17 protein-coding genes are annotated in these 23,737 nt (G+C 59.8%); 10 read left to right on the forward strand and 7 right to left on the reverse strand.

Translation table 11 applies throughout. The annotated features are described in order from the left end of the window. Window positions 1-118: 118 nt before the first annotated feature. Window positions 119-1,474 carry a glycosyltransferase family 4 protein gene (locus tag ACFWXH_RS24460; RefSeq protein WP_379123928.1) on the reverse strand — a complete coding sequence of 452 codons (1,356 nt, stop codon included), beginning with the start codon at window positions 1,472-1,474 and terminating at the stop codon, window positions 119-121. Between the two features lie 200 nt (window positions 1,475-1,674). Here ACFWXH_RS24460 and ACFWXH_RS24465 point away from each other — a divergent pair, with 200 nt between their 5' ends. After that, window positions 1,675-2,709: a glycosyltransferase family 4 protein gene (locus tag ACFWXH_RS24465; protein ID WP_379123929.1), complete on the forward strand. Its 1,035-nt coding sequence runs from the start codon at window positions 1,675-1,677 to the stop codon at window positions 2,707-2,709. On the opposite strand, the gene ACFWXH_RS24470 is transcribed toward ACFWXH_RS24465, so the two are convergent. Further along, window positions 2,702-3,886, reverse strand: coding sequence for a glycosyltransferase (locus tag ACFWXH_RS24470; protein ID WP_379123930.1), 1,185 nt, complete (start codon window positions 3,884-3,886; stop codon window positions 2,702-2,704). The two genes, ACFWXH_RS24465 and ACFWXH_RS24470, sit on opposite strands and share 8 nt — an antisense overlap. Window positions 3,887-4,180: 294 nt before the next feature. On the opposite strand from ACFWXH_RS24470, the gene ACFWXH_RS24475 reads away from it, so the two are divergent. The 3 genes from ACFWXH_RS24475 (at window position 4,181) to ACFWXH_RS24485 (ending at window position 6,874) form a co-directional block, all read left to right on the forward strand. After that, window positions 4,181-5,053, forward strand: a complete 873-nt coding sequence (locus tag ACFWXH_RS24475; RefSeq protein WP_379123931.1) for a glycosyltransferase family 2 protein — start codon at window positions 4,181-4,183, stop codon at window positions 5,051-5,053. 13 nt (window positions 5,054-5,066) lie between these two features. Further along, complete coding sequence (locus ACFWXH_RS24480) at window positions 5,067-6,380, forward strand: polysaccharide biosynthesis/export family protein (protein ID WP_379123932.1); 1,314 nt, start codon at window positions 5,067-5,069, stop codon at window positions 6,378-6,380. A gap of 206 nt (window positions 6,381-6,586) precedes the next feature. Beyond that, window positions 6,587-6,874 carry a hypothetical protein gene (locus tag ACFWXH_RS24485; RefSeq protein WP_379123933.1) on the forward strand — a complete coding sequence of 96 codons (288 nt, stop codon included), beginning with the start codon at window positions 6,587-6,589 and terminating at the stop codon, window positions 6,872-6,874. A gap of 10 nt (window positions 6,875-6,884) precedes the next feature. On the opposite strand, the gene ACFWXH_RS24490 is transcribed toward ACFWXH_RS24485, so the two are convergent. Beyond that, complete coding sequence (locus ACFWXH_RS24490) at window positions 6,885-7,679, reverse strand: sugar transferase (RefSeq protein WP_379123934.1); 795 nt, start codon at window positions 7,677-7,679, stop codon at window positions 6,885-6,887. A gap of 105 nt (window positions 7,680-7,784) precedes the next feature. Then, entirely contained in the window at window positions 7,785-9,629 is a 1,845-nt protein-coding gene (locus tag ACFWXH_RS24495; protein ID WP_379123935.1) for a GumC family protein, read from the reverse strand. Between the two features lie 496 nt (window positions 9,630-10,125). Between ACFWXH_RS24495 and ACFWXH_RS24500 the strand changes: the two genes are divergently transcribed. The 3 genes from ACFWXH_RS24500 (at window position 10,126) to ACFWXH_RS24510 (ending at window position 15,074) form a co-directional block, all read left to right on the forward strand. Continuing rightward, window positions 10,126-11,646 carry a phosphomannomutase/phosphoglucomutase gene (locus ACFWXH_RS24500; RefSeq protein ID WP_379123936.1) on the forward strand — a complete coding sequence of 507 codons (1,521 nt, stop codon included), beginning with the start codon at window positions 10,126-10,128 and terminating at the stop codon, window positions 11,644-11,646. 13 nt (window positions 11,647-11,659) lie between these two features. Next, complete coding sequence (locus ACFWXH_RS24505; protein WP_379123937.1) at window positions 11,660-13,960, forward strand: mannose-1-phosphate guanylyltransferase/mannose-6-phosphate isomerase; 2,301 nt, start codon at window positions 11,660-11,662, stop codon at window positions 13,958-13,960. 394 nt (window positions 13,961-14,354) lie between these two features. Continuing rightward, on the forward strand, window positions 14,355-15,074 hold the full coding sequence (locus tag ACFWXH_RS24510) for a Crp/Fnr family transcriptional regulator (RefSeq protein WP_379123938.1): 720 nt from the start codon (window positions 14,355-14,357) through the stop codon (window positions 15,072-15,074). A 59-nt stretch (window positions 15,075-15,133) separates the two neighbouring features. Here ACFWXH_RS24510 and ACFWXH_RS24515 read toward each other — a convergent pair whose 3' ends face one another. Continuing rightward, a complete protein-coding gene (locus ACFWXH_RS24515) occupies window positions 15,134-16,471 on the reverse strand; it encodes an aromatic ring-hydroxylating dioxygenase subunit alpha (RefSeq protein WP_379123939.1) in 1,338 nt (445 codons plus the stop codon). A gap of 122 nt (window positions 16,472-16,593) precedes the next feature. Here ACFWXH_RS24515 and ACFWXH_RS24520 point away from each other — a divergent pair, with 122 nt between their 5' ends. Beyond that, a complete protein-coding gene (locus tag ACFWXH_RS24520) occupies window positions 16,594-17,487 on the forward strand; it encodes a LysR family transcriptional regulator (RefSeq protein WP_379123940.1) in 894 nt (297 codons plus the stop codon). 10 nt (window positions 17,488-17,497) lie between these two features. Here ACFWXH_RS24520 and ACFWXH_RS24525 read toward each other — a convergent pair whose 3' ends face one another. Further along, on the reverse strand, window positions 17,498-18,757 hold the full coding sequence (locus tag ACFWXH_RS24525; RefSeq protein ID WP_379123941.1) for an NAD(P)/FAD-dependent oxidoreductase: 1,260 nt from the start codon (window positions 18,755-18,757) through the stop codon (window positions 17,498-17,500). Between the two features lie 12 nt (window positions 18,758-18,769). Beyond that, window positions 18,770-20,797, reverse strand: coding sequence for a prolyl oligopeptidase family serine peptidase (locus ACFWXH_RS24530; protein ID WP_379123942.1), 2,028 nt, complete (start codon window positions 20,795-20,797; stop codon window positions 18,770-18,772). A gap of 202 nt (window positions 20,798-20,999) precedes the next feature. Between ACFWXH_RS24530 and ACFWXH_RS24535 the strand changes: the two genes are divergently transcribed. Beyond that, window positions 21,000-21,992: a dipeptidase gene (locus ACFWXH_RS24535; RefSeq protein WP_379123943.1), complete on the forward strand. Its 993-nt coding sequence runs from the start codon at window positions 21,000-21,002 to the stop codon at window positions 21,990-21,992. A 178-nt stretch (window positions 21,993-22,170) separates the two neighbouring features. Next, the gene (locus ACFWXH_RS24540; RefSeq protein WP_379123944.1) at window positions 22,171-23,730 is read left to right on the forward strand and encodes an ABC transporter substrate-binding protein; all 1,560 of its coding nucleotides are present in this window, start codon (window positions 22,171-22,173) and stop codon (window positions 23,728-23,730) included. Window positions 23,731-23,737: the final 7 nt, after the last annotated feature.

Genomic DNA, 23,737 nt, shown 5'->3' on the forward strand with positions numbered 1-23,737 from the left:
CATCAGGCGGCATGACCTTTTGACTGCAACGGCCCCGATTCGGCACCCGGACGAGTGGGGACTGCCGAAGATGAGGCTGGTGCGGTAGCCAAGGGTGGGTAGCTGAAACTTCGGGCAATTACCCGTGGAATTCCCCGAAATCCGCGTCGACCTGGATCATGAGCTCGAGATAGGTCCACGCGATCCAGCGCCAGGAATAACTGCTCGCCCTGGCATGCCCCTTGCCAACCATGCGCCTGCGCAGGTCGGGATCGGCTGCCAACCGTCGAACGTTTTCGGCCCATGAAAAGACGTCGTCAGGATCAGCATAGAGCGCCGAGTCTCCGCAGATTTCGGGCAGACAAGGCGAAGTGGAAGCTACGACCGGGCAACCCGAAGCCATCGCCTCGACAGCAGGCAGCCCAAAACCTTCGATCCGCGATGGAAACAGGAAGCAAAGCGCGCCTTCGAGCGACTTTTTGAAGTCGTCATCGCTTATGCGCCCAAGAAGGATGATGTTCGCCGGCATTTCCCGGACATGCCGCAGGATCGTGGTCTCGTCGACATCGCCTGGCATCCAGAGATCGAGACCCATCTCATCCAGAAACGGGGCAAGTTCAGCAAGAAGCCCCATGTTCTTGTATTCCTGATCTCCTCGGCCGAGGCAAAGGACATAGGGTCTGCCGCTGTTTACGGCCAAGGACGACTTTGCTGCGTCCCATTTCTTCGCATGATCGCTGCCGTTGTAGGTAACGACGATGTTTTCCTCCCGTGCGATCCCGAACTCGACCAGATGATTGCGTGAGAGCTGCGAAACCGTGGTGATCCGTGCAGCCCGCTTGCCAAGCAGCGGAAGGACGACGCGGTGCGCCCAACGGAAACCTCGCGCATAGCTCAAGGGCATCAGCCTTGTGTGCATGTCATGGATACACGCAATCTGACGTCTCAATACGACCGGTGCGAGGTTGCAAAAGCTCAGCAGGCCCCCGGGCACATGCCAGGGCAACTGTGCTTGAACCCAGAACTGAGGTAGTCGAGGCCTGTTGAATTCGGGAACGACCCGCACCGGTATAGCCTTCAGTGGAAGAGGCTCGGCCAGCGGACGTGGCACCACGAGATCGATTTCCAGGTCATGGCTGAGAGGATGTCCCTCTGAAACGAGGGCATCGAGTGCCATCGTCACCTCACGAGCGTAGCGCGCTACCCCATTGCCTCGAAGTAGGGTGAAGTCTCCGTTTATCGTCCAGCGTCGTCTGGGCGGCTCGAAGTCCATCAACGTCCGGCCGGGACGACCAACCAGATATTGGGAGGCCCCGGGGAGCGACCGTGCCGTTGCTGCGGCAACGCTGTTTCCGTTCAAATGCCCGCCTCGCCCCGCCGGCGCCGCATTGAACTCAGATTTGCCCATCACCTTTCTCCGCCTTGCCGGATCGGCAGCGAGACTAGCACTCTCGGAAACACAGCGGCCCTCAAACGTTTGAGGTAGTTCCGCCATCTGTCCTCGCCTGGCTGGATGATCCTCAGCGCCTCCAGATGACCCAATGGCCGTAGTGACCGCACGCGATCGCGGTTTCAAACTAAGGACATCGCGAGGGTGATATGGCACGGCACTGGACGATCAACGGACGCTTCCTTTCCCAGCCGACAACGGGCGTTCAGCGATATGCAAGAGAGATCGTCCGCTCGCTGGACGCTTTGATCGCCGAGCGTGGTCCCCTCACCCGCGAACTTGAGCTCAGGCTTCACTGCCCGCCGGGCAGTTCGGACATCTCGCTCAATTCTATCGAACATTGCGAGATCGGCAGTACGGGTGGACATCTGTGGGAGCAGACCATGCTGGCCGCCTCGTTGCACGGCGGCGGCTTGCTCAGCCTGTGCAACACAGGACCGCTCCTGTCCCGCAAGCATATTGTCTGCATCCATGATGCAAACGTCTGGAATGCCCCCCAAAGCTATTCACTTGGCTTCAGGGCCTCGTACAAGGCGATGCTCCCATGCCTCGGCAAGACGGCATACAAAATTTCGACGGTTTCCAATTTTTCGCTGGGCGAACTGGTTCGGCGCGACATCGTCCCCGCGCGAAGGGCCTTCGTTGCACCGAACGGCCATGAACACGTCTTGCTGTGGAAACCTGAACACTCGGCGGCGACAAGGTTGGCCGCCTCACGGAATACCATCGTTCTGATCGGCAACGCCGCCCCCCACAAGAACGTGGACCTCATTCTCGGCTTGGCCGACCGCCTTGGCAAAGCGGGACTTGAGATCGCGGTCGTCGGAATGTCGGATTCGCGTATTTTCAAGACAGGATCAGCCAGGGCGGAAGCCCGAAACATTCATTGGCTGGGACGCATTTCCGACAGCGAGTTGGCCGCGCTTCTGATGGATTCGCTTTGCCTTGCTTTTCCTTCGCTGACGGAAGGCTTTGGCCTGCCGGTTGTCGAGGCAATGGCTCTCGGCTGCCCGGTTGTGGTGTCCGATCGCGCCAGCCTGCCGGAGGTCTGCGGGAATGCGGCCCTTTATGCCCCGGCCGACAACCCGCATGCATGGCTCGACCGTTTCATGGGGCTCCGCAATTCCAAGGCCCTGCGCCTGCAACTGGCGGCGAAAGGAAAAGCCAGAGCCTTGGCATATAGCTGGCGAGCAAGCGCCCTGCGCTACCTGCAGGCGATGGCTGTTGTCGACGGCATCGATACAGAGACCAACGTCGTCAGATTGCGCGAACTCACGTGATCCCGTGAAGTGCCTGGACGGCTCTAATCGACTCCAGCACAGCCCGGTCGAAATTCTCTTCCGAGAAGCGCTGTGCGTTCCTGGCGCAGGATTGCGGCGTGATGAGGTGGCTGTTTTCCTCGAATTGATTGACCGCTTTCTTGAGGTCCTCGATGGTTTGAGCCTTGAACAATACGCCCGTTGGCTCGGGATCTGTCCCCAGGCGCCGCACGATATCGACCGCGCCGCCTCGACCGAACGCGATCAGCGGGGTTCCGCAGGCCTGCGCCTCGGCGAGCGCTATGCCGAAGTCCTCACACCCCGCAAAGACCATCGCCTTCGCCCGGGCAAGCGTGTCCACGTATTCTTTGCGAGGCAGGAACCCCGAAAAAGTGACATTCGGACCTGCCAGCGAACGTAGACTGGCTGATTGCTGCCCTTCGCCGACAACGACCAGCCGTCGCGACGGCATCTCATTGAATGCCCTGATCACCAGGTCGGTGCGCTTGTAAGGGGCGAGGAAGGACGCCGAGACATAGTAGTCGTCCTTGTCCTCGACACAGGGTAGTTCCTTCAGGCAGACCGGTGGGAAAACCACCCGCGCGTCACGTCCATAGATGTGCTGGATTCGCGAACGGACGTAGTTTGAATTCGCCAGCATCAAGTCTGGGCCGTGAGCGGTTCGCGTATCCCACGTTCTCAGACGATGCAGCATATAGCGGTAGAGCATCCCCTTCGGACCGAAGCCGAGCCTGCCCTGCTGGAGATAAGAGAACTGCTCGTCCCAGGCATAGCGCACGGGGCTGTGCACATAGCACAGATGCGGCTGATCAGGCCTTGTAATCACCCCCCGGGAAAATGCGGCCGAAGACGAGATCACCGCATCATAGCCGGTTACGTCGAACTGCTCGATGAGGAAGGGGCAAAGGAAAAAGAGGGACCGGTAGAATTTCTCGATCATCGGAAGCCGGTTGGCGGCAGAGGTGTGGAATTCCACGTCGCGAAAGTATTGCTCCTTCACCTCCGCCGGGAGGAAATCGAAAAGCGTGAACACCTCCGCATTGGGAAACTGCTTGCAGATTTGCGCCAGAACGCGCTCGCCGCCCCGGAAATTTGGGCACCAGTCGTGAACAACCGCTATCCTGCCATATCTGTCGACACCGCTTGCCGAACTAGCCGGAAACTCCTCGATGGGCATTTCGACCTTGGCGGCGATCGCCAGGTCGGAAGAGCGTTCATGGAGCATGGTTCTCCCCTTCCTCCGTGAGGTTCTCAGTCTCCGTTTCGTCCCACGACCCTCGCAAGTTGTCCGATCGGTCACGGATTGCTCCCGTCGAATGTCTGCCTACTGCTTATGGTTGTGAGCCGCGCGCAGGAGATACGTCGACAGAATGTGCCCGGAGGTAGGTAGAGCCCGTCGAACCCACTTTTATGCAGGCTGTCTGGACCCGCGCGTCATCATAGGCTGCAAGCAGTGACGCCTGGACGAGCGATGAAACTTGCAGTGATTATCCCAACCCTCGGCCGCAGCGGGCAGGTTGCTCGCCTGCTGGAATATTTGGGCGGCCAGACCAGGCTTCCCGACGAGGTCATACTGTCGGCACCCGACGCCACGCACGTCGAACTCCCGGATGGCTGCCCGTTTCCGCTGTCGAGTGTTTTCGGTCCGATAGGATCGGCCGCCCAGCGCAATACGGCTCTCGCGTCGTCATTGGATCGCTTCGACATCATCACATTCTTCGATGACGATTTCGTTCCGTCCGCACGATACCTGGAGCAGATCGAGCAGGCCTTCGCCGGAAACGACGGATGGGCGGTTGTGATGGGCAGGGTCGTCAGGGATGGCGCCAACAATGCCGGCCTCACCTGGGACGATGCGGAAGCTGCGTTAAGAGATGCAGAAGGGCGAAAACCGAGTGGGCCGCCGGTGGTCGACCATGTCGGTGCCTACGGATGCAACATGTCGGTGCGCGCTTCGCTGGTTGGCGATTTGCGCTTCGACGAGCGCCTCGTCCTCTATGGCTGGCAGGAAGACATCGACTTCACCAGTCAACTGAGATCCAGAGGTCGCGTCGTGTGCGTGACGTCGATCACAGGCGTTCATCTTGGAATCAAGGCAGGACGCGTCAGCGGGAAGCGGTTCGGCTACTCACAGGTCGTCAATGCGATCTACCTGATAAGGAAGGGGACGGTTCCTGCCTCTTTCGCGCTTCCCCTGATGTTCCGGAATGTTGCAGCCAACCTCGCAAAGAGCCTTTGGCCTGAGCCATATGTCGACCGCAGAGGTCGCCTCAGCGGCAACGCGCTCGCGATCGTGCATATCGCCATGGGCCGGGTCGATCCCGAATACATCCTGAAGATCTGACGACGGTGCGACAATGCGAAAATGGCTTTCAACAGTGGCAGGCATTTCATTGGCAGCGGCAACCGCCTGCCCCTTGTCGGCATCAGCCGCAGAATATCTGCTTGGACCGCAGGACAAGGTCAGGCTCAAAGTCTACGAGTGGCGCGCATCACGCGACGTGATCTTCGAGTGGACTGCTCTCAACGACAGTTTCGATATCGGCGCCGACGGTACGATCTTCCTGCCTTTTGTTGGGCAGATACATGCTCAGGGCACCGCGCCCAGGGATCTCGCCAGAGCCATCGGGGACCGGCTGATGCAGCGCATGGGTCTCGGCCGCCAGCCAGACGTGGCCGTGGAGATTGCCCAGTACAGGCCGTTCTACATGGTCGGAAACGTAAAGCAGCCCGGCGAATTCCCTTACAGACCCGGCCTCACAGTCCTGCAGGCGCTGGGAATCGCCGGCGGATTGCCGATACGCGAGGATGATGTGTCTCGGCTTGAACGAGAAGTCATCTCAGGCCAAGGCGATGTCGGGCTATTGGCCCTGAGCAATGTCAGCCTGATCGCACGCAAGGCGCGGTTGCAGTCAGAGTTGACCGGCAGTGACAACATCACGTTCCCCCCCGAACTGATGGACAGAGCTTCGAACGAGACTGTCGCGGTGGCAATGGATCAGGAGCGCAAGATATTCGCTATCCGCAAGGATGCATTGGCCACTCAACTCCGTTCGCTGCGGGAGCTCAAGGACTTCCTGCAACAGGAGCTGGCTTCGCTTGAGCAACAGCTGACTTTCCATAACAAACAGATCGAGCTCATCCAAAAGGAACTCGCGGGCGTTTCGACTCTCGTGCAGAAGGGCTTTGCAGTTGCGCCGCGGGAACTTGCATTGGAGGGCGCTGTCGCCCGGATGCAGAGCGACAGGTTGGCTGCCGAGACGTCGATGCTGCGGGTCAGGCAGGAGATGAGCAAGACCGACATCGAAATCCTCAACCTCAACAACCAGCGTTCCAACGAGATAGCCGAGAGCCTGCGTGAGACGCAGCAGCAGCTTAACGAAGTCATCAGCAAATCCGACACCGCGGTGCAGCTGCTGCATGAAACACAAGTTGCTGCCCCAGCTCTGCTGGCGCTCAGGCAGAACGCCGCGAGGGCCAAGCCGATTTTCAAGATTGTGAGAGCGAATGACAGCGGCACGCAGGAGCTTGCCGCCGAGGAGACAACCCTTGTCGAGCCGGGCGATACCGTGAAGGTCGAAATCCCACTGCCGCAATCGGGTTTGGATAGCTTGCCTGCAGCGAACGCAAGTGTTCGGGCGGAAACGACCACTGTTCGCAACACGAACTGATCTGATCCCGGTCGGGCCCATCAAGTTCAGCATCGTGGCTCGGTCGCTGCCGGTTTGCTGGCGGTCACGCGTGCGGCCGTTGGCGATGAGAACACCGGCCTGGCATGAGCCGGTTTCAATATTTCGAACGGTACCTCGAGCACTGTCTCAAGCACTTGCCTCGCACTTCGAGGCCGCATATCAGTTGGCGCACGCTGGATTTAGCCTTGACGGAACTCTGCCGCAGCAAGCCGACTGGTTTTGCCCTGGAGATATCGGTGTTCACGAGCATAATCGCCGTATCGGTGGCAGGCATACTCCTGGGCTTACGATTCAAGGCTGCAGCGCTGCTGGCGGCGACTGCTCTGCTTCTGGTCGGAATCGTAATCTGGAACAGCCTGGGATTGCCTGGCCCCGTGACCGTAGGCAAATCTCTGATCCTGATGTTTTTCTCGGCTTGCGGCTATCTCGTGGGCTTATCTCTGTCGCTGTGGCGAAATCGGAACGAAGAGTGATCCCGTTGATTCAGGAGGCTCTGTCGACCCGCATGACCGCAACGATGGTCCTCAGCAAGATGACGAGATCGAGCCAGATCGACCAGTTCCGCACATACTGGCTGTCCAGCGCGACGCGGTTTTCATAGTCCATACTGCTTCTTCCGCTCACCTGCCAAAGACCGGTGAGGCCCGGCCTCGTTGCGAGGTACTCTGCCTGGTGCTCGCCATAACGCCTGAGTTCATCCTCCACGATTGGCCTTGGGCCTACGCAGCTCATGTCACCGCGCAGTATGTTGATGAGTTGGGGAAGCTCATCCAAGCTGGACTTGCGCAGCATTCGTCCGAAGAACGTAACGCGGGGGTCGTTCCTGATTTTTTGGGTCTCTTCCCACTCCTTGCGTGCATCAGGGTTGGCGTCGAGATAACTCTTCAGAACTCCGTCCGAATTGGCGACCATCGAGCGAAATTTATAGCAATCGAATGGCTTTCCACCGAAGCCGACGCGGCTATGCGAGAAAATAGCCGGACCTCCGGCCGTAATCTTGATCAGCAAGCCAACGAGGATCATGACAGGGGCGGCCACAAGGAGAACGGAGCCGGCAATGACCAGATCCATGATTCGTTTGAGGAGGCCGCCAGTGGGAGGTTTGGTCGTTCTCGTACCGATGATACCCGACAGGTCACCCAGCATCGTTCCGGCATTGGTGTAGTCGCGCGCGGCAACAATATGCAGGACCGCCCTGCTATCGACAGCCACCGGAACACCTGGCTGGCTCCAGATCGCTTCCCCCTGCCTTAGCTGCTTTTCAAAGGCGTTTGTCATGTGACGGTCGCCGTTTCTGGATGTTTGACTTCGATAGTCTTCCAAGGTCGGAACGCGCAGGCAAGAAATGCAAAGGAGGTAGCGCGATACTCCCGAGGTTGCCCCCTAATCCCGACGTATGATTGCCCTATACGCATTGCCGATTATCGAAAGCGCCTTACCTAGCCGAACCCGCCGGTGCTGGGACGTCATTGCACGCGCTTTTGCGAGAAGCACGCCAAGTATCGGCGTCCTGGAGGCCTGCAGTGTCCTGACGAGTTCCTGCAGCGTGTCGACGTGCGTCTTTCCCCACTCAGCAACGATCACGACACCGTCAAGCACGGAGCCAACGATCAGGTCGTCGGCCCCGGTTTCAAGTGTCGGCAGGTCAACGATGATTTTGTCGTAAGCAGCCGCTTCGTCGGCATTCAGTTCGAGGAGGAGTGCTTGCATGTTCTTTGGCACGAGCAGATTTCTGGCATCCACCACAGAACTTGAAAGCAGGTCGAACCGCCCCGGAGTGCGAATGATATTCAGCTGAACAAGATCTTTGCACTCCTTGCCCAGCATGCCCGAATGGTTAGGCAGCCGCGTGGTGATCGTCGGCCTGCGAAGATCGACATCTATGACCAGCGTCTTGAGGCCCGACATTGAGTAGAGCGTGGCGAGATTGGTCGCGACGATACTCTTCTGGCTGTTGTTCGAAACAGCGGTCAGTCCAAGGAACCTCACCGGGTGGCTCGTTTCAGCAAGGCTGATTTCGGTTCGCGCTTTCCTCAGGCTCTGGCTGTATCGCGACCAAGGACGTCTGGCCACCTCATCGACGTTTCCGAATTCCTTGCGGTTGCTCACGGGCGGCAAGTCACCGACGCACTCAATTCCCAAATTATCGCGGATATGACGTGGCGACCGTACAGTCCAGTCGAGCGAATGCCGCGCGAAAGAAAGGCCAATGCCGAGAATCAGGCCTGCTACAACCGCGAAAGCCAATACCAGCTTCGGCCTTGGCGCGCTTGGGGACAGTGGCGCTGTCGCGGCCGTGATCACTCTTGCATCGGCAACCGGATAGGATTGCTGGCTGACCGAATTCGTGAACGCCTGCAAAAAGCTCTCATACATTTTCCGATAGGTGTCTGCCGTCACCTCGAGCTCTTCGAGGGTCGGCTCCGGATTAGCGCCGACATCGGTATCTCGGCCCACGCTGTAGTCGTGCCGGGAACGGAATTCCTGCGCCTTCGCCATCGCCTCGTTCATCTGGGTGCGCAGTTGTTGCAGGCGTTCTTCCAGCCAGGCTCCGCCTTCTCTTGCAGCCTCGGCCTTGGTTTCGATTTGTTCGTGCACAAAAGCGTCGGCAGTGGCATTCGCAATCTTTGCGGCACCGTCGGGATCGGCCGAAGTAAAGGATATTTCGATTGCGTAGGAGACACCGACCCTTCTCACATCGAGGCTGTTGCGAAAAATCAGCATGGTGAGGCGGGCCTTCTGGTAGTCAGTCAGCTTCGCGACCGATTCCGAGGCCGAAGTGCTTTTCTGGAATCCCAGAACCTCAGCTATGTTGTCCCTTATCTTCCCGAACCTCTCGACCAACATCGGTGCCCGTGGACGATTGAAATTCGTGTTTTCAATCAGTTTCAGCCGATCGATGACCATCGATGCAATCTTTTCGGACTGCATGACTGCGATCTGACTTTCCACCTGCGCGGTATCCAACGATAGATTTACTTCGGCACCTTCCTGCAGATGTTGCGGTAATCTCGGCTCGATCAGGATCTGCGCACTGGCTGTAAAAACCGGGTCTGTGGTTGAATTGTAGAACCACGCTACCAAGAGTGCGGCGGCAACACAGGCCGCGATTGTTCCGACGTAATGTCTCAGAAATCCGGTTATGTCGGATAGGCCAATGAAATCCTGCCCGGCATTGGCCTGTTGATTGGTTGCCAAGGGCCACTGGCTGGCGAACAAGCGGTTCATCTAACATCTCCAGCGGACACGAAAGAGTATCCTTCGTGTACTCAGGCCTGGCACAGGCGTGCACGCAGGTCTGACACAGGAGCTTCATGGCGTCCGGCCAATGTTCTCATATGCGCCGAGGGCCCCCGCGATCCCAAGCTTTGCGAGAAAGACTATCCCGGCGCAGAGGAAGGTAAACGCCTCCAATTGGCGTAGGCCTACCCCCTATGGGAGTGAAGAATGCGCAGCAGGCTGCCGCTTGATCTGGCTGGAAATGACTTCTGCTGTTCGAGCGGCGCCTGCCGTACCCGGTTGGCCGCAAGTGCAGGGAAATCGCCACGCAGTCCTTCCGCGATACCCAATTGCCATGCCTTGGCGAGACATCCTTTCGACCATCGATCAGCATGACCTATTGGATAAGGAGGCACGAACAACGGAGTAGGGCTACCCGAATTCATGAAGGGGTCGCAGGGCACCGGCATGATAGAAATATTGCCGCAATATCGGAGCGGTAGCCGTGACCTTGAAGATAGTCGACCACGCCAAACCGAATACTTTCGCGTTCGAGAACAATGCTCTCATCAAAGCCACCGGCTTCCGTGAATACGATGCGCGTTGGTGGTTCGGCCATCCAGGCTCGGAGAAAGAGCCCGAGCTCAATTTGATGGGAGCCCAGGCGTTGGGCATGGGTCTTGGCACCCTGATCCGCCGAATGGGCGTGGGACCGGAGATCATCACCGGCCATGACTTTCGCAGCTACTCCATGTCCATAAAGATGGCTCTGGTCTCAGGACTGATGGCCGCTGGCGCGCGGGTCAAGGACATCGGCCTGGCGCTTTCCCCGACCGCCTATTTCGCCCAATTCGCACTCAACGCTCCGTCTGTTGCCATGGTCACGGCGTCTCATAATGAGAACGGCTGGACCGGAGTGAAGATGGGCGCGCAGAGACCCCTCACGTTCGGGCCTGACCAGATGACGGCCCTGAAGGCGCTCGTGCTGGACGGCGACTTCGACCTAGTCGGTGGTGGAAACTATCAATTCGTATCCGAACTTCGCGAGAGATACATCGCGGATTTGGTTACCGGAAAGAGCATTCGCCGAAAGCTGCAGGTGGTCGTTGCCTGCGGCAACGGTACAGCGGGCGCTTTTGCGCCGCAGATGCTGGAGAGCATCGGCTGTGATGTGATCCCCCTCGACGTCGAACTCGACCATACGTTTCCGCACTACAACCCTAATCCCGAAGACATGCAGATGCTGCACGCAATCCGGGACAAGGTCCTGGAGACCGGAGCTGATCTGGGGCTGGGCTTCGACGGCGACGGCGACCGCTGCGGCGTGGTTGACAATGAAGGTAACGAGATCTTCGCGGACAAGGTTGGTGTCATGCTGGCGCGAGACATCTCCAGCCTGCACTCACAATGCACTTTCGTCGTGGACGTGAAATCAACCGGGCTTTTCATGACGGATCCCGTTCTCGCGCAAAACGGTGCGAGCACCGATTACTGGAAAACGGGGCATTCCTACATCAAGCGACGGGTTGCTGAGCTTGATGCAATCGCCGGCTTCGAGAAGTCGGGGCATTTCTTCTTCAATCCACCGATCGGGCGTGGTTATGACGACGGCCTCGTCACGGCGATAGCCGTCTGCGAGATGCTCGACCGGAATCCGGGAAAGACGCTGGCCGAACTCTACCGCACCCTGCCCATGACCTTCGGCACCCCGACGATGTCGCCCCACTGTCCCGACGAAGTCAAATACGGCGTGGTCGACAAGGTTGTCGGTGATTTCATGAAAATGAAGGGGGACGGGACCGAGTTTGCGGGTCAGCCGCTGGCTGATCTGGTTACCGTCAACGGGGTGCGTGTCGTGGCTCAGGACGGCACCTGGGGTTTGGTCAGAGCATCATCGAACAAGCCCGAAATTGTCGTCGTCGTCGAAAGCCCCGTCTCGTCGGAACGACGTCGACAGATGTTCGAGGCGCTCGACGCCGTCCTGCGCCGCAATCCTGAGGTCGGAGCCTACAACCAGACATTCTGAGAGGGACTGACGCATGGCACACCGGATCATCAGCTTTGTCATGAGCGGAGGCGTCGGCTCACGGTTGTGGCCGCTCTCACGTGAAGACAACCCCAAACAATTCCACGATCTTTCGGGGGATGGCTCGATGCTTGCAAAGACGGTCCGGCGCCTCAAGGCGTGGCCGAACGGCGAGACGCCGATCTACCTCATCGCGTCTGAAAGACACGCCGAACGCGTCATCTCCGACATCAGTCCGCTCGGCCTGAACGGAGGAAAGGCGATCTTCGAACCCTTGGGTCGCAATACGGCCGCAGCCGTTGCCGTCGCCACACTGCAGACCATCGCTGAACACGGTAGCGATGCGCTTATGCTCGTGGTTCCGTCCGACCATGAGATTTCGAGCGAAACACAGTTCTGGCAGACCATCGAGGCAGGCATACCAGCCGCCCACTCGGGAAGCATTGTCGTGTTTGGCATCAAGCCCACTCATGCGGAAACCGGATATGGGTACATTGAGGTTGCTGCCAATGGCGACGGTGCAACCGCAGTTTCGCGCTTTGTCGAAAAGCCAGACATCGAGACGGCTCAAACGTATCTGTCGTCGGGACGTTTCTACTGGAATGCAGGCATTTTCCTATTTCGCGCTGAAACGATGCGCGGGGCCTTGCTTGAGCTCCAGCCGCAGATCTGGGACACTGCGGAACGAGCTTTCAGTGCCGCCAGGGGCGACGTTTCGGGTCTTTACCTGCCCCAAGGCTTCTATTCCGAGGTCCCCTCCACCTCGATCGACTATGCCGTCATGGAGCATGCGCAAAGCATCGCGATGGTGACGGCTTCCTTCCGTTGGAATGACCTTGGATCGTGGCAATCGCTACTCGAAGCCAGCCCGACGGACAGCAACGGCAATGTGGTAATGGGTGATGTCGTTGCCATGAATTGTGACGGTTCCTACCTGAGAAGCCAGGGCAGGCTGCTGACCGTAATCGGGATGAAGGATGTCGCGGTGGTGGCGACACCGGACGCGGTGTTCGTCGCTCCTGTCAGCCACAGTCAGAACGTGAAGAAAGTCGTCGAACAGCTGGAGAAGAGCGGACGCCTCGAGACGAAATTCACGGCGTCGGAAGATCGGATTGTCCTCAGCGGATCATGGCGCAAGCGCGTCGAGCACTGGCTTTTCGAGGAAACTCTGCCGCTGTGGTCTACGGCGGGTGTCGACCATGTGCATGGCGGCTTCCACGAGGCTCTCGGTTTCGATGCCAGGCCATTGGGTAAGCCCAAGCGCATACGGACGATGGCTCGTCAGATCTATGCTTTCGCAGTGGCCAAGGAACGCGGCTGGACCGGACCGGCCGACATGCTCATCGACCATGGCATCAACTTCATCGCACAACACGGCCGGACCAACCGTGGCAGCTGGGTTCGCACGCTGAATGCAAATGGCAGTGTGGCTGACCCGACGGAGGACGCGTACGACCATTCCTGCGTGCTCCTGGCGCTTGCCCATGCCTATCGATGCGGTCACCAAGGAGCACTGCAGCTCGCGCAGGAGACATTCAACTTCATCGACTCACACCTTGAGGACGGCAGTCTGAACGGTTTTCTCGAGACCCCCGGCTGGAACGGAGTGCGCTCCTCGAACCCACATATGCACATGCTCGAATCCTTTCTTGCCTGGTATGGCGTGACCGGTGATCGAACATATCTTCGTCGGGCGGCGCGCATCATCGATCTCTTCCGATGCCATTTCTTCGACCAGGACAGTTGGACGCTTGGGGAATATTTCGACGCCGACTGGCTTCCGATCCCCGGAGAGAAGGGCCAATGGACCGAACCCGGGCATCATTTCGAATGGGCCTCGCTCCTTGTCGATTTTGCCCGGGCCAGTGGGCAGAAAGATCTGGCCGCGTATGCGAGGAAACTCTATTCGTCGGCGGTCGCCAGCGGATTGAACCGAGCCACAGGTCTCGCCTACGCAGCCGTGTCGCGACAGGGGATGCCCCTTGACCGGCTTTCTCGCAGCTGGCCGCAATGCGAGGCCATCAAAGCGGCAATCGCCTTGGACGGCGCCGGTGGGCCCGATCTGAAACCCGAGATCGAGGCACGGGTCGCTCGCCTCTTCAGATGGCATATCGATCCCGCCCCGCTTGGGCTGTGGGTGGACAGGATCGACGAGCGCGGACGGTCACTGGCTACGGAGGTTCCCGCCAGCATCTTCTACCATCTGGTGACGGCGTTGATGCAATATCTCGACAAGACCGCAGGACAGATCGAACCGTTCCCGCTTCCAGTTCAGGAAGAGGGTAAATCTGCTCCTAGGCAGAGTTACGGCTAAAGAAAATCGCATCTCCTGGCCGAGTATTCGCACCGCGATGTCGGCAGGCGCTTTCTCCAGAAGGGTCTATCTTTCGACGACAACACTCGGAACGAGCCCATCACCTGCAGGTATTTTTCTCCTACCACTAAATTGGTAGTCCTTTTGCGCCTTTGTCACTCGAAGAAAACTGAGATATATTATGAGTTAAACTCAAAGAGGAAAGTCTACTGACCCGACGTGAGCTAAGCTGCATGGCTCTCCCGAAACCTGGGTATCAGAGCCTGTATTGCCCCTGGAGATCAGGGAAGCGCTCAAGAACAAGTCATTTGACTTGGCACAATGCCGTCGGCCATTTTTATGTCCATGAGCTATCCGAAGAAGGTGTATTTTTAACCCCGCGCAGGCGGTACGGATGACGTATGCTTCACGTTCTCTTTTGAGATGGGATGAGTCCCGCTCGTCATATGTTGGGCTTAAAGGTGACGACGCGGCGCTTATCAAGACCCTGGGGTTCACGTCAAAGCGATGTCCAGCCAACACGGTCATCTTCAGTCAAGGCGACAACAACGATCGCATATACATCGTCGAGTCGGGCTGGGGCTGCATTTCGCATGAGCTTCCAAGCGGACAGCGCCAGATCCTGGATTTTGCCCTGACAGGCGATGTCATTCTGCCTCAGTCACATGGGGGCGGCGCTCTTGAAACATTCTTTGCTCAGACCGAACTTTCGTTGTCGGTGGCACCCATCAAGACGTTCACGGTGGCTGCCATGAAATCACCCCATCTCTTCTCCTTCATTGTTGAGGCCCTGGCACACAACGGTGCGGTGATCGCACAACATCTCGCCAATATCGGACGACGCAACGCCCTGGAGCGAACGGCGTATCTGCTGCTCGAACTGACAGCGCGCTTGCAAAGAGTTGGCTCGGTTACTCACAACAGCTTTGAATGCCCGCTGACCCAGTACGACCTCGCGGACGCCCTCGGCCTTACTCCAATTCATGTAAATCGAATGCTGCGGGAGCTGCGCGAGCGCAAGTTCCTTGAGTTCCGGCAAGGCCATGTTCGCCTGCTCGATCATGCCAGCCTGATGAAGTTCGCGGGTTTCGACGGCGAATACATCGAGAGTTGAGCGTCGGCCTTCCTGGCGAAACGAAGTCGTCATTCGGATAGTGGCTGCGGCAGGTGTGCCTACGGCCGTCGGGTGCCGCAGGCCACTTTCGCGGACGCAAAGAGCTGCGCGGGCGGCGCCCATCCCTGCTGCCGGTCGTCTGGCTGGCCGGTGATCAATGCACGCAGTTGCGACAGATAAGTCTCGACAAAGAAGGCTGCCTGAGACTCCAGCGGCGTGTAGGGTCCGGGACGATAGGCCCGCGAGGCGATGCCCTCGGCATTGTCTTCGGTAATCTTCTTGTCCTGGACGGTGGTTACGTCCCACATCCAGGAAATCCTGTCGGCGTCGACGGCCATGTCGGCGTCCTTGTCGACCAGCCATGTCAGGATCACGTCGGTCTCATTGGCATTGCGCGGGACCATCTGGAACATTGTCAGATAATCATTGGGTGCGCTCAGGAATGAGAGCCTGCCGATCCGGAAGCCGTTCTCGCCACCGTCATACTTGCTGCGCCCGCCCATCAGGCACGAGACCGGCTGACCGTCGTCGGACAAGGTGAGACGTCCCGAACCGATCGGCTTGCGATGCATGGCGAAGGGCATCGTATCCAGGTCCCCCGGCTCCCAGACGCCTTTGTGGAACTCGGCGTCGCCGATGACGCTGTGCCAGGCATCGATCTCCTGCTTCCATTCGGCGGCGTTATATTCATCGCGCATCGCGGTCACTTTCACATGACCGTTGACGCGGAAGTACTCGGGGTGCGCCGGTCGGCAGTGGTAGCACTCCAGGAAATTCTCCAGGACCAGCTTCCAATTCGCCTTGGTGAGATAGCTCTTGCGCGCCACGATGCGGGCGTCCGCCACTCCGTTTTCGCGCAGTAGGTCGGTCAATCCGGCCGCTGCCGGCTCGATATCCGGCAGGCTCCCGGCTTCGAGGCCGCACATCACGAGGCCGCCGATCATCTTGGTCGGGACCTTGTGCAGCGCGAGGTCGTCGCCGTTGACGCCTTCGGGCAGGTCGCGCCTCGTCTGTAGTTCCCCAGTCAGCCGGAAGCCCCAGGCATGATAGGGGCATACCAGCAGCCTGCTGCGACCATCCTTAAGGCAGAGGCGCGAGCCGCGATGCGTGCAGACATTGTGGTAGGCTGCAATGTCGTTTTCACCGTCGCCGTGGCGGGCGACGATGATTTCCTCGTCAAACAGCTGACGGATGATGTGGCTGCCTTTCTCCGGCACCTCGCTGGCATGGGCAACGATGGCCCATTGGCGGGGAAACCACAGCTCGCGCTCAAGCGCAAAGATATCCGGATCGAGGTAAAAAGCCTGCTGCAGCGACCAGTCCTTGCGATGTTCGTCGATCAGTTTGACGACGCGGGCGCGATCGATTTCGGACAGGGTCTTGTCGTTTGCATGCATGGACGGCCTCCGCTGCTGGCTAATGCCTTTTGATTAGAGTTGCAGCGAAGCCTTCCAGTCATCAACCATGAATTTGATACACTTCCATCTCAAAAAGTCATAGAATGCCTGCCAACTGAATCATGAAGACGCTTAAATCCTCCCTCCCCTTGCTCAACGCGATGGTCGCGTTCGAGGCAACCGCACGGCGCGGCAACCTGACCGCCGCGGCGGAGGAGCTCGCTATCGCGCAGTCGGCCGTGTCGCGTCACATCGCCAATCTGGAAGAACGCCTGTCGCTGGACCTGCTGACGCGCAAGGGCAACCGCGTCTCATTGACCGAAAACGGCGCCACGCTTGCCGAGGCGATCCGCGACGGATTGGGCACGATCCGGGATACCATCAGTCGCCTGCAGGGGGCCGGTCACGACTCCTTCGTCATCGCAAGCGGCTACGATCTCGTCCAGTCCTGGCTGATGCCGCGGTTCGATCTGGTGACCTCCCATGTCACCCATGGCCGCGTCACGCTGCTCACGTCGAGCAATGCCGATGATTACAGCCGACCGGAAGTGGCCATTTCGATACGTTTCGGACGCCCCGAGCTTTGGCCGGGCCTCGTCGCCCGCAAACTCTTCGACGGGGAGTGGTTCCCCGTCTGCTCTCCGATCTTCCTCGAACGCTATCCGGCACTGGCTTCGGAAGATCCTGCAGCCTTCCTCGACGTGCCACTGCTGCATCTGGCGGCCCCGCAGGATGCGATCGACAACTGGCGATCCTGGATCGGCACGACGCAGAGCCTACCTGGGCCGACGTTTTCAAGCTACCTGCCGATGATGCACGAGGCGATAGCCGGCCGCGGCGCGGCGCTCGCCTGGGCGGGCTTCGTCGAGGATCAGCTGAGGCTCGGGCAGCTGGTCCGACTGACCAGGACGTCACGCCGCCATGCCGACGCCTTCTACCTCGTCACCCGCAAAAAGACGACATCAACGGAGCAGAAGGTGGCGCTGGCGCTGCTCGAGAGCGTTACGCCACACTGAACTCCGCTGTTTATTCGGCCGCGGCCGAGAAGCGCACACTGCCTTCGCGAGTGCTCCACGCAGGCATTGCCGCTTCGACATCCTGTTCGGTTGGAAAGACCTCCCTCGCATAGCGTTCGATCCTGAACCGTCTGGGGTCGACGAAGCGCGGGGCGTCCAGCAGGATTTCCGTGGCGAGCCTGCCGAGGCCCGGCCCATGGCTAACTCCGGTTTCATTGTCGCCGCCGACAACGACGACATTCGCATGGCCCGGCACATGCCCCACCATCAATCCCAGGTCCGGCGTGTAACAAGGGACGCCCTGCGCCCAACTGGCGATCTTCGAACCGCGCAAAGGCGGAAAGACCTCCTGCAGCCTTGCCATCTGATGATCGACCATGGACTGCATCAGCTCGCCATTGTGCGGCTGGCCGGGCTCGAGTTCAGTCTCCTCCAAGCGGTGCAGCGGGGTGTAGTGGCTGCCAGTGCCCCACATGATCGCGCCGAAGGTCTCGCGCAGCCAAAGGCGCAGCTCGCGGCATTGCACGGTCGGCAGTGTCGAAGGCAGGCCGCGGTTGTCGGTGACCACGCGCGTGGCCAGCACCCGCAACAGGGGGAGGTGCCAGTCCAGGCCGGCGAGGATCTCGTTGTTCCAGGCGCCCGCCGCCACGACCACGCCATCGGCCTCGATCGTCTCGCCGCCGGTTTCCAGCGTAATCTTGCCGCCGGCGTCATGGATCTTGCGAACCCTCGTCCTGTTCCGCACGATACCGCCGAGCCGCTCGATTTCCTTCACCAGCGCGCCGAGTGCGAGCTTGGTGTCGAGCTGGATGCCATGCGGATTGTAGGCGCCGGAATGAACTTTGGCGGGATCGATCAACCCGCCCATCTTCTCGCCGATCTGGCCAGCGTTCAGGTCCTGCATCTCCTTCGGCGCATAAGGCGAATTGAGGACCGGGTTGACGAAATCCTCGCGCCCCTGCGGCGTGAGCGCCATGATCAATGTGCCGTTCGGTCGATAGCCGATCTCGGTGCCCAGTTCATGCAGCATGCGGTAGAAGTCGAGACCGTATTGCTGGAGTCTGAGCCCTTCCTCGCCGACCGGAAACATGCCGGCAGACCAATGCGAGACGAAGCCGGCACCGGCACTGGTGGTGGCCGAACCGGTCTCGTTCGCTTCCAGAAGCGTTACTTTCTTCATGCCGGATTGAAGCAGGTGATAAGCGGTGGAGCATCCGATGATGCCACCGCCTACGACCACGATATGCTTGTTGTCAGCTGCTGCCGGCATTTCTTTTCCTCCTTAAATCTTTGCGGTCGAAGAACCGCTGACATAGGTATCGAGCCACCGGACGATGCGGGCAGCCGTGTCGATATATTCGGGGTAGCTGCGCAGGCTGTGTCCGGCGTTCGGATAGATCGCGAGCACACTGGGGGAGCCAGAGCGCAGGGCCGCGAAATGGCACTCCTGCGCCTGGCCGGGTGGCGTGCTCTTGTCGATGCCGCCAGCCATGACCAGCGTCGGCACCTTGTTGAGCTGCCGATAGAAGGCGGGGCTGCGCTTGAAATAGGCCCCGCCCTCTTCCCAAGGCGAGGCTTCGAGCATGAGCGCGTCAAATTCCGGGATTTGTGTCGTGCGATGCTGACTGTACCAATCGCCCACCGGAGAGATCGGGATGGCTGCAGCGAAACGATCGCTGCGCGTCGGAAGCCAGGCGGACATGAAACCGCCATAGCTGGTGCCGGTTAAGGCAACGCGGCCGGGATCGACCAGGCCCTTTTCCACCAGGGCGTCGATTCCGCTCAGTATGTCGTCGGCATCTGCGCCGCCCATGTCACCCTGCACGGCACGGGAAAAGGCATCGCCATGTCCGGTGCTGCCCCTCGGATTGGGGAAGAAGATCGTCCAGCCGCGAGAGACCAGCAGCGGTGCGGCGCGCGTGCGGGCCATCCAGCGGTTGCGATGGGACGAGATCGGCCCGCCATGGATATCGACCAGGAGTGGCGTCGTCCCGTCCGCCTCCGGTGGGCGTACGATCCATCCCTGAATTTCGAGTTCGTCCGGCGCGCTCCAGGAAAACGGCTCGGCCTTCCCGCACCCGGACATCCTGGATTGCGCGTCGGACGCGGAGAATGAGCTGATCTCCTGCAACTGCCCCTCAACGATCTCGGCCAGAAACGGAGCGCGATCATAGGCCTCGGCGATCAAGATCGCGCCGGAGGCTCCGACCGGCATGCTAGACGGTGCCCACTCGCCGCAGCTCAGTTCGGTGGACGACCAATGCTCTGTCAGCGACAAGGCGGACGTGTCGTAATCCGCGATGACGGTTTCGTGGCCGCGTATCCCCGCTAGATGCAAGTTGACGCCGTCGCGCCATTCGATCGACGTGACATCGATCACATTGGTGGGAACGGTCGTGAGTTCGCGGCTGCCGAGCTCGAACATCGACAGCTTTCCAGCAACGAGGCCCCGGTCACTGCAGAACGCCTGGATGAAGGCGACGCGGGAACCATCGGGAGAACCGCGCGGAACGCCGATCTGGTCGGCAGGGGTGAAAAGCGGCGTCGCCGATCCCGACTTCGCGTCGATCAGCGAAAGCCGTGCTGCATACCAGCTGCCTTCGCCGTGGTCGTCGCTGGTCACAGCAACGATCCTATCCGCGCCGCACCAACTCGCCTCCCAAACATTGACCGGCGCCGATGTCAGCGCCACCGGTGCGATTTTCAGGTCCCACAGCCAGATCCGGCGCCAAAGATCCTCGCCTGCCCCGCAGGTGACCTCGGGCAGCCAGGTGGGCGCTTCCATCTTCTGCTTCTGCGCGTAGCCGCCGTGGATCCCGGCAAGATCCGCGCCCGTGCCGGCAACAACAAGCAACAGTCTTCGGCCGTCGGGCGACCAGTCGATCTGTTCGATGCGGCCGGGGACATCCGACATGGCGACGATCTGCCTACCCGACCAGAGCTCGATCCGGTCGAAGCCCGCTTCGTCGCCGACGCGGGCCAGCGCCAGAACCCGACCATCCGGCGCAAGCCGGATCTGCCTGGTTTCGGCGTCGTTCAGCCGCTCGGGCGCTCCGCTGCGTGCAAGCTGGTAGAGGCGACTGACCGGCGCGACCTTGAGGTCTTCCTCGAAGCTCTGCCCGATGAAAAACAGCGTGTCCGCCGAGACGTGACGGCATGCGGAGCGACCTGAAAACACGTGGCCATGCAGGCCGAAAAGGGCAGAATAGAAGCTCTCCGACTCCACGAATTCCGCGGCAGATCGAAAATCGCCCGACATCGGGCCAGTGCCTTGCGCGTTCATCGATCCCGAATTCCGTACCCTGTCCATAGCAACTTCCCAGCAGCACGCCCGGCCGATGTTGCCGTCCGGGCAAGCATCACGGACGCACCATACCGACAGCTTACGTTTTGTCTAGACACCAGTGTACATTAGGTTGGGCCACGGGCTTCCACGGCGTGATCGACGGTTGACCCGCCATGCCTGGAGTGCGCAGATCACGAAGGGAACGCAACAAATCCGGGCATAACAGATGAAGCTTGACGACAAAATCCGATCGATCCTGGACAGCGAAGTCATCTGGGACGCCCACTCCGGTTTCATGCCGGACCCCGCTGCCGATCTGAACAATCTGCGGATATGGCGCGAGGCAGGCGTGGATTACCTTTCCATCGATGTCGGGTTCGATCTGCTTGCCTGGGAACAGACGGTGGCCACGCTCGCCTGTTTCCGGCATTGGATAATGGCGCGTCCCGACGACTACGCGCTCGTCGGGTCAGCCGATGACATCCTCGCCGCGAAGGCACAGCGCAAGCTGGCGGTCACCTTCGACATCGAAGGCATGAACGCCCTGAACGGCCGGATTGAAATGGTCGAATTCTACCACCGCCTCGGCGTGCGTCAGATACTCTTCGCCTATAACCGCAACAATCTCGCCGGTGGCGGATGCCATGACACCGATGCGGGATTGACGGCATTTGGCCGGCAGGTGATCGACGAGATGAACCGCCTCGGCATGTTTGTCGACGTCACCCATACGGGCTATCGAACGACCATGGAGGTGATGGAATATAGCCGCCGGCCGGTCATCTTCTCGCACTCCAATCCGAAAGCGCTGTGCTCTCACGGGCGCAACATCACGGACGATCAGATCAGGGCCTGCGCCGGCACCGGCGGCATCATCGGCGTCGTTGGCCTCAATCGCTTCCTCGGCGAGGGGCGCACCGATTCCGAACGCCTGGCCGACCACATCGAATATCTGATCGATCTCGCCGGGCCGCCGCATGTCGGCATCGGTCTCGATTATGCATTTCCGGTCGAGGTCGAGGGCATCGAGGACATCATCGCCAGCAATCCGCATTTCTGGCCAAAGAGCGAATACCCCGAAGGCGAGACGACCTATTCCTCGCCTGGCCAAATGGCGGAGCTGGTCGAAGTCCTGCTGCGCCGCGGCCAGCCGGAACAAACGGTCCGCGGCGTCATGGGTGGCAACTTCATGCGCCTTGCGCGAGAAGTCTGGAAATAATCCCTGGCAACAGGCGCTCGCGCTCGGGCGGCGCTTAGGCGGAACAGGCTTCCTGTTTCGCGACGCATGACGCATTTTCCCACTGGACATAAGTGTACAGTCAGGGCAGGCTACCGGATGGAGACCTCGATGTTTCCACAAGCGACGCAGAGCGCTCAATAAAACGAAGGGGAAGAACATGACCAAAGTCGCGAATATCGAGATAACACGCCGCGGCCTACTGGCAGGCGCCGGGGCGCTCGGCCTTGCGTCGCTGATCTATTCCGGCAAGCGCGCGCAAGCGGCCGGCTCTATCCTCAAGGTGCGGTCCTACGGCGACATCCAGACACTCGATCCGGCCTTCCGCCTCGCGGCGCCCGAAGGCGACATCACCAATGTCATCTTCGCCAGCCTTGTCGTCGCCACGCCAGGCGACAACTGGGGCTGGAAGCCGATGGCGGTGGAGAAGATCGAGCAGCTCGATCCGCTCACCGTTGCCTTCAAGCTCCGCGACAATATCGGCTTCACCGACGGATTTGGTCAGCTGACCGCGGAGGACGTGAAATTCTCGATCGAACGCATCGCGGATCCCAGCAACAAGTCGCCCTATGCCGGCGACTGGGCGACACTCAAGGAGGTCGAGGTCAAGGACAAGCTTTCGGGCATCATCCACCTGAAGGAAGGCTTCGCGCCGCTATGGACGTCGACATTGCCGACGCCATCAAGCACCATCCTGTCCAAGCGTGCAGTGACGGAGGCAGGCGGCAAGCTGGGCGTAAAGCCCGTCGCGCAGTCCGGGCCTTACCTGTTGAAGGAATGGTCACCCAAGCAGCGCACCGTGCTCGTGCGCAACCCGGACTGGAAATACGAGCAAGGCAGCTACGACGAAATCCATATCCTTCCAATCGAGGATGAGAAGACCGCCGAGCTCGGCTACGAGGCAGGCGATCTCGACTATACGTGGACTTCGGTGTCGTCGATCAAGCGGCTGAAGGAAACGCCGCCGGCAAACACCGCTGTGGTCCAAAAACCTTCGCTCGCCTTTGTCTGGCTCGGCATGAACCAGACCGCGGCGCCCTTCGACAATCCCGACCTGCGCCGCGCCATTCAATACGGCGTCGACCGCAAGGCCGTGGTGGATGCGGCCTATTTCGGCGCTGCCGACACCTCCACCGGCATCATCGCGCCGGGCCTGATCGGCCATCGGGAGAAGAACCTCTTCGACTATGATCCCGACAAGGCACGCGAACTGGTCGACAAGGCCGGCGCCAGCGGCGTCACCGTCACGCTCGATATCCTCAACAAGGCAGAACGGCTGTCGGCCGCGCAGGTCGTACAGGCCAACCTGCAGGACATCGGCATCAATGTCGAAATCAAGCAGAACGACAGCGGCACGTTCTGGACACTCGGCTCCAAGGAAAATCCCTATTCCAAGAAGCTCCAGATGGTGCTGTCACGCTTCTCGATGCAACCCGACCCGAGCTGGGCCACCGAGTGGTACACGCGTAGCCAGATCGGCGTATGGAATTGGGAGCAGTTCAGCAGCGAGGAGTTCGACAAACTGGTCGTCGCAGGCAAGGTGGAACTCGATCCGGCCAAGCGCGACGTCATGTACAAGAAAATGCAGGACCTGATGGAAGAGAGCGGCTGCTATGTCTTCCTCACCCACGAGGTCACCGGGGTGATGCATCGCAAGAGCGTGGCGGCGGCACTCAAACCCAATGGCGAGCCCTGCTTCGAGGACTTCAAACTCGCTTGAACGTGAC

The organism is Mesorhizobium sp. NPDC059054, assembly GCF_042739215.1.
Taxonomy (GTDB): Bacteria; Pseudomonadota; Alphaproteobacteria; order Rhizobiales; family Rhizobiaceae; genus Mesorhizobium.